This is a genomic window from Aeromonas enterica (assembly GCF_054052465.1).
In genome coordinates this window covers 138,792-148,805 of sequence record NZ_JBSTYL010000001.1, presented here as the reverse complement: position 1 = coordinate 148,805, position 10,014 = coordinate 138,792, and the positions used below count along the sequence as shown (strand labels likewise).

Below are 10,014 nucleotides of genomic sequence, written 5' to 3'. Positions count from 1 at the left end.
CGACATCGGTATCGAGATGATGATGAAACGAGAAGGAACACACATGACGCCTAACTATCTGGCACTGCTGGCACTCGGTTTGACCCTGGGCACAGTGACCGGCGGCTGTGCAGACATCAAGGAGGCGGGCAGGACCGTGGGGCACACCACCCGCAACGTGACCCGCGAGATTGGCCACACCACCCGGGATGTGACCCGTGAAATCGGTCACGGTACCCGGGATACCGTCAAGAAAATCGGTGACGATATGAACGAATGACAACAGGGGCCAAGGCCCCTGTTGTCATTGGATGGATCAATTGCCCCACATGGCCATCAGCCGGGATTCCATGGCCTCTTCCTGCTCATCCGGCAGCTCGGTGAAGAAATCGAGCCCAGTCTGCTCCTCCACCGCATCCACAGTCACTATGTAATCCGCAAGCCGGCTGGCCGACACGTTCTGCTGCGGCAGGACGAAGGCGATCGCCTCCTGGTTGGCCACGTCCATCACCACTCGATAATAGGCGTGGGGCACGGTCACACCGTTGCCGATGGCGCTGTCGGAGTTGGTGAAGATGGGGCCCGTGATCACCTGCACATCCTGATAGGCGATGGCCCACTGGCGGGTCTTCTCCTCCAGAATGCGCCAGGCGCCCTGATTGAGCGCCGGCAACTGCGGAGTCATGTTGGTCAGCAGGAAGCTCTGCTTCATGGTGGTGGCGGTGGCGCGCATGTCCGCCGCGGGCGCCTGATGGCCGCGGTCATAACCCGAGCCCTTGTAATCCGCCAGGGTAGCGCGGTACTGCACCGGCACCTCCCTGTCTTCGGCGAAGGCATCCTTGCGTGCCACCTGGCCCTGGGCACTGGTTGCCGTCATCCGATAAGAGACCCAGTCAGAGACCTTGGTGTCATAGTTGTAACCGGCGGCGTAACCGTCCCGACACAGCAGCTGACTGGATTGGCTGGGGACCCCGAGCTTGACGTGGTCCTTGCACTGAAAGCCCGCCGCCAGGGTCGGGAAGGTGGTGAGAGTGAATCCGATAGCCAGAACTAATTTATTGATATTATTCATTATTATGCCACTCCTTGTATTAGGCGGAGTGATTTGACACCAGGTCGGATGAGTTAGGCAATCGAACAGATTGTGAGCGTGTTGAAATTGTGAAGAGGGCTGCAAATCGGTGAAATCCCCGTCGCCAGCTGGGGGATTGTCATCCCCTTGTCATTATGCTGAATACTGTACTTTGGCTGTGTTATCAGAGAGATAGGGCCATGAAAAGCGGGGCATCAGCCCCGCTCGATTTCAGAACCACGACCCGCTCAGCTCTTGACCTGAGGCCTGGGGGTATCGGGTTGGGAGGGCGGCAGGATCGGCAGCACTATCTGCGGCTGCTCGCCGGTCAGGCTCTTGAGGTAGGCGGTCATGTCGTCGGCCTCCTGCTCGCTCAGGGTCTGGCCCAGCTGGATGTCCGCCATGACCTGCACCGCCTCCTTCAGATCCCAGACTGAACCGTCGTGGAAGTAGGGGTAGGTCAGCTCTATGTTGCGCAGAGTCGGCACCTTGAACCAGCCGATGAACTGCTTCTCGCCGGTCACGCCGCCACGGCCCAGGGCCGGGTTGTCGGTCTTGAACGGCTTGACCAGCCCCATCTTCTGATAAGAGTTGCCGCCGATGGCCACCCCGTTGTGGCAGGCGGTGCAGCCCTTCTCCTTGAACAGCTGATAGCCCTTCAGCTGCTGCGCCGTCAGCGCCTTGCCATCTCCCTTCAACCAGCGATCGAACGGCGCGTTGGGGGTGACCAGGGTCTCCTCGAAGGCGGCGATGGCGTCCGTGACCTCATTGATGCCGAAGTCCGCCTTGCCGTAGACGGCGCCGAAACGGGTGCGATATTCGGGCAGGGTGTGCAGCGTCTCCACCGCCAGCTTGTGGGTGAAGGCCATCTCCAGCGGATTCTCGATGGGGCCCGCGGCCTGCGCCTGCAGATCCTTGGCACGACCGTCCCAGAACTGCACGAAGTTGAGGCTGGAGTTGAGCACGGTGGGCGAGTTGATCGGCCCCTCCTTCCACTTGTGGCCAAGAGAGCTGACCTGGTTGTCCACCCCGCCGGTCGCCAGGTTGTGGCAGGAGTTGCAGGAGATGGCGTTGGATTTGGAGAGCCGTGGCTCGAAGAACAGCATCTTGCCCAGCTCGACTTTTTCCGGCGATGCCACCTTGGGTACCTCTACCGGTTGGACCGGTTCAGCCGCCCACCCCGCCCCGGGCAGACCCAGCGCCAGCAACAGACAATATTTATTCATTTTTTCTCTCCCTTGTGACTGTGCATAACAGCAGCATCAGCCTGACCGGGAAAGCCTGCTTATTATTTGTTCAAGATCAAATGAGACCAACAAAAACCACATTAAAAACAATGAATTAACATATTACAGGCGGACCAGTGGCGGGGACTTGCGAGCCAAAAAAGAGCTAAATTCTGATGAATAAATTATGAGCTAATTCATCTGCGATGACAGCCAATTAATTAGATTGCTGTCATTGAATAAAGCGATTATTCAATATGCAGGCGCTGCCGACTGTTAATTAGATTTATATTAAATGCATCATAAATATGATCGGTAATGCGGCTGTTAATAATAAACAATCCGGTCTGACATTCTGTATCCCGCACTTCAGATAATGCCATCCCCTGTTCCTTCACTTATTAAGGAGGCGGATGGCTGTGCTTTTCAATCAAGATAAGGATGTATGATGAGAAAGTCCCTGTTGGCCTGTGCCCTGTTGCTCTGCCCCACCGCCTTTGCCGCCACCCCGCATTGGGAATACAGCGGCGAGGCCGGCCCGGCGCAATGGGCCAGACTGACCCCGGAATTTGGCCAGTGCGCGGGCAGCAACCAGTCGCCGGTCAACCTCGATGATCTGGTGGAAGCCAAGCTGGCCCCGCTGCAGTTTCACTACCTGGCGGGTGGCCAGAACGTCACCAACAACGGCCACACGGTACAGGTCAGCTATGACCCGGGCAGCTCGCTGCAGCTCGACGGCATGCGCTTTGAGCTCAAACAGTTCCACTTCCACGCCCCCAGTGAAAACCTCATCAAGGGCAAATCCTACCCGCTGGAGGGGCACCTGGTGCACGCCAATGCCAAGGGGGAGCTGGCGGTGGTGGCCGTGATGTTCGAGCCGGGCCGCGCCAACCCGGCGCTGAGCCAGGCTTGGCAGCAACTGCCGGCGAAGGCGGGCGAAAGCCGGTCGCTGGCAACGCCGCTATCAGCGGATCAGCTGCTGCCCGCCAACCGTGACTACTACCGCTTCAGCGGTTCGCTGACCACCCCGCCCTGCTCGGAAGGGGTGCGCTGGCTGGTGATGAAGCAGCCGGTGCAGGTGAACCAGGCCCAGATCGATGCCTTCAAGGCGGTGATGCACCACCCCAACAACAGACCCGTGCAGCCGCTGCACGGGTCTGTTGTTGCAATAATCCACCCTGGCGATCACAGAGCCGAAATAGAAAAGAGGGCCCACAGGCCCTCTTTTTCGTTTGCAGCAACTGATTACAGACTGGCGGCAATGCGCGCCCCCAGGGCGGCGTTGTTCAGCTCCAGCTGGACATTAACGGCCAGGGAGTTACCGCCCCGGACTACCCGTTACAGGCTGGCGGCGATACGCGCCCCCAGCGCGGCGTTGTTCAGCACCAGCTGGATATTGGCCGCCAGCGAGTTGCCACCGGTCAGCTCGCACACCCGGGCCAGCAGGAAGGGGGTGGACGCCTTGCCCTTGACCCCCTGCTCGTCCGCCTCTTGCAGCGCCTGTTTAATGGCCGCATCTATGTCGGCCTTGGGCATGGCAAACTCGGTCGGGATCGGGTTGGTGACCACGGCGCCACCGGCCAGCCCCAGCTCCCACTTGAGGCGCAGCGCCTCGGCGATCGCCGCCGGGCTCTCCAGCCGGTAATCCACCTTGAAGCCGCTCTCGCGGGTGTAGAAGGCGGGCAGCTCATCGGTCTGATAGCCGATGACGGGCACCCCCTGGGTCTCCAGGTACTCCAGGGTCAGACCTATGTCGAGTATCGACTTGGCACCGGCGCAGACCACGGCCACCGGCGTCTGGGCAAACTCCTGCAGATCCGCCGAGATGTCGAAGGTCTCCTGGGCGCCGCGATGTACGCCGCCGATGCCGCCGGTAGCGAACACCCGGATGCCGGCCATGGCGGCGATGATCATGGTGGAGGCGACCGTGGTCGCCCCCAGCCCCTTGTTCGCCAGCACGAAGGGAATATCGCGGCGGCTGCACTTGGTGGCGGCATGACCGGCCCGACCCAGCGCCTCCAGCGCCCCCGCATCCAGACCCACCTTGAGGCGGCCATCCAGGATGGCGATGGTGGCCGGCACGGCGCCGTTGTCGCGCACGACTTGCTCTACCTGACGCGCCGTCTCCACGTTCTGCGGATAGGGCATGCCGTGGGAGATGATGGTGGACTCCAGGGCGACGACGGGTTTGCCGGCGGCCAGGGCCGCGGCGACTTCAGGTTGGATATCGAGGTAAGCGTTCAACATGGGTACTCCTCCAGCATGCGTTCAACGGCGGCCTTGGATAGGCCGGAAAAGACGGTATCGGAACAATTAACGGTGAGAGCGGCGCAGCCGAGGGCGAAACGGGTAGTGTCGGTCATGTCGCTCTCCTGCAACCAGGCGTGGGCCAGCCCTGCCATGAAGGCATCGCCACCGCCGGTCACGTTGACGACCTGGCTGCCGAGCACGGGCAGATGGCCCTGGCACTCCCCGTCGCTGTAGAAAATCCCCTGATCGCCGAGACTCAGGAACAGCCGCTGCACCCCGGCGCGGTGGAACCAGGCCGCCGCCATGGGCCAGGTATCGGGCCCGGCGATGGTGAAGCCGCACAGCTGCTCGGCCTCGCTGCGGTTGGGTTTGAGGGTGTGGATCCTGTGCAGCCAGGGGCGGATCTTCTCCACCTTGGCCACCGAGACGGTGTCGACGAAGATGATGTGCTCTCCCTGGCGCTCGAACAGCCAGTCGAGGGTGTGGGTGGCGAGGTTGGTGTCGAGCACCCAGAGCCGCGCCGCGCCGAGAAAACCGCTCAAGGGGGTGAGCCGGGCCGGTGTCAGTTGATCGATGATCGCCATGTCGTTGACGGCGCAGCTCATCTCGCCACTGCCATCGTGCAGGCTGAGGTAACAGGAGGTCGCCTGGCCATCCAGCATCAGCACCTGACGCACGTCGACGCCAGCGCGCTGGGTCACGTCCAGCAGGTGATGACCATATTGATCGTTGCCCACCGCGCTCAGCAGCCGGGTATCGGTGCCGAGCCGCGCCAGGTTCTCGGCTATGTTGCGCCCCACCCCGCCGGCGGAGGTGCGTACCTTGCCGGGGTTGGAGTCGCCGATGCGCAGGTTGTCGTGGCTGCAGCCGCAGATATCCATATTGGCGCCGCCGATCACCACGGCGTAGGGCCCTTCCCGCAGCACATAACCGCGCCCCTGCACATAGCCCTGGCGCATCAGGCTGGAGATGTGGCTCGCCAGCGCCGAGCGGCTGATGCCGAGCCTGTCCGCCAGCTCCTGCTGGGCAATCATGGGATCCTGACGCAGCAGGGCGAGGATCTCTTGTTCACGCTCAGTCATAGACAAACATCCAGTTACAAACGTTTGTCCATTATTTCCGAAAAACGTTTTCCCGCCATCATCGCATGCAAAAATTGTCGGTTTGCGCACAAAAAATCAGCAGCAGGCTGCGATGAGCTTCTCGTATCTGAATGCCACTTTTCATGGGCGGGTGGGCAACGGCCGCTTATAATGCGGCCGCCACAGAGGAGAACAAGATGAAAGAGTCAGGTCATGGCTGCACAGAGCAGACCGATACACAGTCGCCAACGCAGGAGGCACCGGGCTATTGCTGCATCGGACTGGTCAATCCCAAATCCCCGGAGAACGTGGGGGCCGTGATGCGCGCCGCCGGTTGCTATGGGGCGGACGAGGTCTACTACACGGGCAACCGCTTCGAGCTGGCGCGCCGTTTTGCCACGGATACCAAGCAGATGGTGGACAAGATCCCCCTGCTCGGGGTTGATAACCTCATGGAGATAGTCCCGACCGGATGCGTCCCCGTGGTGGTGGATCTGATTGAAGGCGCCATATCGCTGCCGGATTATGTCCACCCGGAGCGGGCCTTCTATATCTTCGGCCCCGAGGATGGCACCCTGGATCCCGCCCGTTATGGAGCCGTGAAGGACGTGGTCTATGTACCAACGCAAGGCTGCATGAACCTGGCAGCCTCGGTCAATGTGATCCTGTATGACCGCTTGGCGAAACGCCTGCGGGCCGGGCTAACAGAGTAAATCAGTGGTCCATGTGACCACACAGCAAGGCGGCATGCATCTGGCGGCTTAGGTCAAGGTGATCCTGTGTGATCGCTTGGGCAAGCCTCTACGGGCAGAATCGTCGGCAAGCATAATCCCCTAGTTCTGTACCCGCTGTTCCTGCTCATTGATAAAACTGCGATAGTAATCATAAAGTTGGTAACGTCGATAAATATCGGCCAAGGTGCCGTGCCGGATCACATTGACCATGCCCTGATCCCAGAGTTGCTGAAGGTATTTGCCTTTCTCGGTATTGGCAAAGATAGGATAGGTCGGGATCCAGCGCAGGAAGGTGCGCTTCATGTCGGCAGGGAGCGAATCTGCCGAATAGAGCACACCGGCGGTGAGGTAGTAACGATAGCGCTCCTTGGCCAACAGTCGCAGGGCCATGTCATGGCTATCTATCTCGTGCCAACGCATGGAAACCGGGATGTACTTGTCAAGGGCCCATCCTCGCAGCCACAACACCCCCTGCCCTTCCAGACTGCTTTCACCCAGCCACTGGGGCTGCCACTTCTTGAGCATCAGCACGGTCAGATCGTCGGCCGAGGCCGGATAAGCGGGCTGACGCACACCGCTGACTTCATCCCGATAGACTCCCATTGCCATGTCGCCCCCTTTCTGGGACACCAACGCCAGTGCTCTCTTGTAAGGCACGATATGCGGAATGACGTCATAGCCGTTGGGTTGATAGATGGTCCTGACGATATCCAGATAGACGCCTCGTCCATCCGGCTGGCAGAAACCGGGCCAGTCATCGCAATAGACGTGCAGGGGATCGGCTCGACCGGGCAGGGAGAATAGAAGAAGTAGCAACGACAGCAGCAGACGAACCATTTTCACAATTCCCTCGGTGGCGATGTTTTCATCCGGCAGATCAGCCAGCGCGATGAATGCACCAAAGCCATAACCACATCATAAGAAGATTTAGCGCTGAATCACCTCTTTTTCCCGGTTTTGAGAGCGAGTCGAGGGTTATTAGCAGTTGAATGGGTATTATCAACAATAAGATTCATTAGTAGCCCAACCATAGGGGAGCCTTCATATGCCATCCATCAAAACTCTGCTCTGCCCCGTCGATTTTTCCCAGATGTCTCAGTCCGTGCTCGACTATGCGGTGTTCATGGCCCAGAGCCATCAGGCTGAACTCAAACTGGTTCATGTCGTGGACCAACTGCACGGTTTCGACAGCTACAAGATCCTGCACATGACCGCCATCGAAATCACCCATGAGATGGAGCGCCAGGCCAAAACCCAGATGAAAGAACTGGTCGCCAGCCTGCCCATACCCGCCACCTTCGAAGTTCGCTTCGGTCGCGCCGCTGACGAAATTGTCATTCAGGCGAAAGAGGAGAAAGCCGATCTGGTCGTCATGGGCAGCCATGGCCGTTCCGGCATCAGCCACCTGCTGGTGGGCAGCGTGGCCGAGTCCGTGGTACGACACGCTCCCTGCCCCGTATTGGTGGTGCGCAAGTAATCCTTCCTGCACCGTGCGACAACAAAAAGAAGGCCAGCGATTGCTGGCCTTCTTTTTTTGGGCTCGCAGGCCTGCCTCAGCCGTGGGCGTAGATGACGCTGCCTCCCTTGATGATGTCGATGATGGCCCTGGACTGCTCCTTGGGCAGCGCAGGGCATCCCCAGCTACGCCCCAGCTTGTCATATTTGAGCAGATGGCGCGGGCTGGCATAGTCGGCACCGTGCACGACGATGGCCCGCTTGCGGGCATTGCTGTTCTGACCCGGGCTCAGGCCGTCGAGACGCAGCGAATAGCCGTGCTTGCCCTGATAGGTCTCGGCGGTGCGATAGACGCCGAGAGAACTCTGCATGGAGTTGAGCTGGTTGGAAAACTGACGGGCGGCCAACTCGCCCGAGTTGCGACCGTGGCTGACCCAGGTGTGATAGAGCAGCTTGTGACGTTTCACGTCGATGACAAACAGCCGGCGCTGAGTTGAGGGTTTGCTGTAGTCGATGATGGTGAGTATGGGTTTGCGCTTGTAGCGCACGCTTTGGTAGCTGTTGATGGCCTTGCGAAACACTCGGCTGTCGAGCTTGCCTGCCAGCCCCAGCTGGCGATAGAGATCCTGATCCCAGCTGGCGTGGCTGCTGGTACTGAAACAGAGCGCACCCAGCAACAGCGGCACGCTCAACCAGAGCCATCCTAGCCGCGCAATCCAATCTGTTTGCTTCATCCTTGAATCTGCTCCCGTTTTTGTTGGTAGTGCAGTGTGCAAAATATCGCCACACCCCGCTGAATAGTTATATCCAAGCCCCTGATGGGGCGCAAGAAAAGAGCATAAAAATGCCGACCTGAGTCGGCATGGTTTCAGCAGGAGTGGCAACGTCCTCAGGCACGGATCAGATAATCCGCCAATCCCACCCACTTATAGCTGGTGAGCTCGGTCAGCCCCATGGGGCCGCGGGCGTGCAGCATCTGGGTCGAAACCGCCACCTCGGCACCCAGCCCGAACTGGCCACCGTCGGTGAAGCGGGTAGAGGCATTGACGTAGACGGCGGCCGAACCGGCGCCATTGACGAAGCGCTCGGCATTGCCCAGGTCGTTGGTGAGGATGGCATCCGAGTGGCCGGCGTTATGCTCGCGCATGTGGGCCAGCGCCTCGTTCACGTCCGCCACCAGTCTGACCCCCAGGGTCAGCCCCAGCCATTCGGTATCGAAATCTTCCGGACCCGCCTCGCGCAGCGTATCGGCGCCAGCCAGCAACGCCATGGCGTTGGGGGCGGCCACCAGGGCCACCTTGCGCTCGTTCATCAGGCTGACCAGCTGCGGCAGCAAGGCGGCGGCCACCTTTTCATGCACCAGCAGGGTATCGAGGGCGTTGCAGGCGGAGGGGCGCTGCACCTTGGCGTTGTCGATGACCGCCAGCGAGCGCGGCAGATCGGCGCTCTCGTCCACGAAGACATGGCTGATGCCAAAGCCGCCAATGATCACGGGGATGGAGCTGTTCTCCTTGCACATCTTGTGCAGCCCGGCACCGCCACGGGGGATGATCATGTCCACATAGCGATCGAGACGCAGCAGCTGGCCCACCAGCGCCCGATCCGGGTTGTCGATGTACTGTACCGCCTCGGCAGGCAGACCCGAGGCGGCCAGCGCGCGCTGGATCACCCGCACCAGCTCCAGGTTGGAGTGAAAGGTCTCGCGCCCGCCACGCAGTATGCTGGCGTTGCCTGTCTTGAGGCAGAGGCTGGCAATGTCGATGGTGACATTGGGACGTGCCTCGTAGATGACGCCGATGACGCCGATAGGCACCCGACGACGGGAGAGGCGCAGGCCGTTCTCCAGCACCCGGTTGTCGATTTCGGCACCGACCGGATCATCCAGGGTGATCACCTTGCGCACGTCTGCCACTATGCCAACCAGCCGGGCTGGATTGAGCAGCAGCCGATCCAGCATGGCGTCCGACAGTCCGACCTCGCGGCCGGCGGCGATGTCTTTTTCGTTGGCGGCCAGGATCTGGCTACTGCGCGCCTCCAGCTCGTCGGCGATGGCGGCCAGCGCCCGGTTCTTCTGCGCCGTGCTGATGGTCGCCAGTTGATAGGCGGCTTCGCGGGCCGCCTGCCCCATTTTCTCCAGACTCATGATTGTGTCCCTTTCTGGGTGTCGCTTTACGGCAACACCATGTCATCTCGGTGAATGGCCCATGATCCCGTAG

The 10,014-nt window shown here is 60.3% G+C and carries 11 protein-coding genes and 1 pseudogene; 4 read left to right on the top strand and 8 right to left on the bottom strand.

The genetic code is table 11. The features are described 5' to 3' along the window. Positions 1-43: 43 nt before the first annotated feature. On the top strand, positions 44-259 hold the full coding sequence (locus ACW5XD_RS00770) for a hypothetical protein (RefSeq protein WP_456493189.1): 216 nt from the start codon (positions 44-46) through the stop codon (positions 257-259). Positions 260-295: 36 nt separating this feature from the next. Here ACW5XD_RS00770 and ACW5XD_RS00765 read toward each other — a convergent pair whose 3' ends face one another. From ACW5XD_RS00765 to ACW5XD_RS00755, 3 genes are all read right to left on the bottom strand, one after another. Continuing rightward, positions 296-1,051, bottom strand: a complete 756-nt coding sequence (locus ACW5XD_RS00765) for a DNA/RNA non-specific endonuclease (RefSeq protein WP_456493188.1) — start codon at positions 1,049-1,051, stop codon at positions 296-298. A gap of 248 nt (positions 1,052-1,299) precedes the next feature. Next, entirely contained in the window at positions 1,300-2,277 is a 978-nt protein-coding gene (locus ACW5XD_RS00760) for a cytochrome-c peroxidase (protein ID WP_456493187.1), read from the bottom strand. A 248-nt stretch (positions 2,278-2,525) separates the two neighbouring features. After that, complete coding sequence (locus ACW5XD_RS00755; RefSeq protein ID WP_456493186.1) at positions 2,526-2,660, bottom strand: hypothetical protein; 135 nt, start codon at positions 2,658-2,660, stop codon at positions 2,526-2,528. Between the two features lie 65 nt (positions 2,661-2,725). Here ACW5XD_RS00755 and ACW5XD_RS00750 point away from each other — a divergent pair. Further along, positions 2,726-3,442 (top strand): annotated as a pseudogene (locus ACW5XD_RS00750) (carbonic anhydrase); the annotation flags it as partial. Positions 3,443-3,615: 173 nt separating this feature from the next. Here ACW5XD_RS00750 and ACW5XD_RS00745 read toward each other — a convergent pair. Both ACW5XD_RS00745 and ACW5XD_RS00740 read right to left on the bottom strand, forming a co-directional pair. Continuing rightward, the gene (locus ACW5XD_RS00745) at positions 3,616-4,524 is read right to left on the bottom strand and encodes a pseudouridine-5'-phosphate glycosidase (RefSeq protein ID WP_456493185.1); all 909 of its coding nucleotides are present in this window, start codon (positions 4,522-4,524) and stop codon (positions 3,616-3,618) included. Next, on the bottom strand, positions 4,518-5,609 hold the full coding sequence (locus tag ACW5XD_RS00740) for a PfkB family carbohydrate kinase (protein ID WP_456493184.1): 1,092 nt from the start codon (positions 5,607-5,609) through the stop codon (positions 4,518-4,520). Before ACW5XD_RS00740 ends, ACW5XD_RS00745 begins: the two co-directional genes overlap by 7 nt. Positions 5,610-5,806: 197 nt before the next feature. Between ACW5XD_RS00740 and ACW5XD_RS00735 the strand changes: the two genes are divergently transcribed. Next, positions 5,807-6,322: an RNA methyltransferase gene (locus ACW5XD_RS00735; protein WP_456493183.1), complete on the top strand. Its 516-nt coding sequence runs from the start codon at positions 5,807-5,809 to the stop codon at positions 6,320-6,322. A gap of 120 nt (positions 6,323-6,442) precedes the next feature. On the opposite strand, the gene ACW5XD_RS00730 is transcribed toward ACW5XD_RS00735, so the two are convergent. Beyond that, the gene (locus tag ACW5XD_RS00730) at positions 6,443-7,180 is read right to left on the bottom strand and encodes a hypothetical protein (protein ID WP_456493182.1); all 738 of its coding nucleotides are present in this window, start codon (positions 7,178-7,180) and stop codon (positions 6,443-6,445) included. 208 nt (positions 7,181-7,388) lie between these two features. On the opposite strand from ACW5XD_RS00730, the gene ACW5XD_RS00725 reads away from it, so the two are divergent. After that, a complete protein-coding gene (locus ACW5XD_RS00725) occupies positions 7,389-7,820 on the top strand; it encodes a universal stress protein (RefSeq protein WP_456493181.1) in 432 nt (143 codons plus the stop codon). Positions 7,821-7,896: 76 nt separating this feature from the next. Here the strand turns inward: ACW5XD_RS00725 and ACW5XD_RS00720 are convergent, their stop codons facing one another. Beyond that, entirely contained in the window at positions 7,897-8,532 is a 636-nt protein-coding gene (locus ACW5XD_RS00720) for a murein L,D-transpeptidase catalytic domain family protein (RefSeq protein ID WP_456493180.1), read from the bottom strand. 155 nt (positions 8,533-8,687) lie between these two features. Next, positions 8,688-9,941 carry a glutamate-5-semialdehyde dehydrogenase gene (locus ACW5XD_RS00715; protein ID WP_456493179.1) on the bottom strand — a complete coding sequence of 418 codons (1,254 nt, stop codon included), beginning with the start codon at positions 9,939-9,941 and terminating at the stop codon, positions 8,688-8,690. Positions 9,942-10,014: the final 73 nt, after the last annotated feature.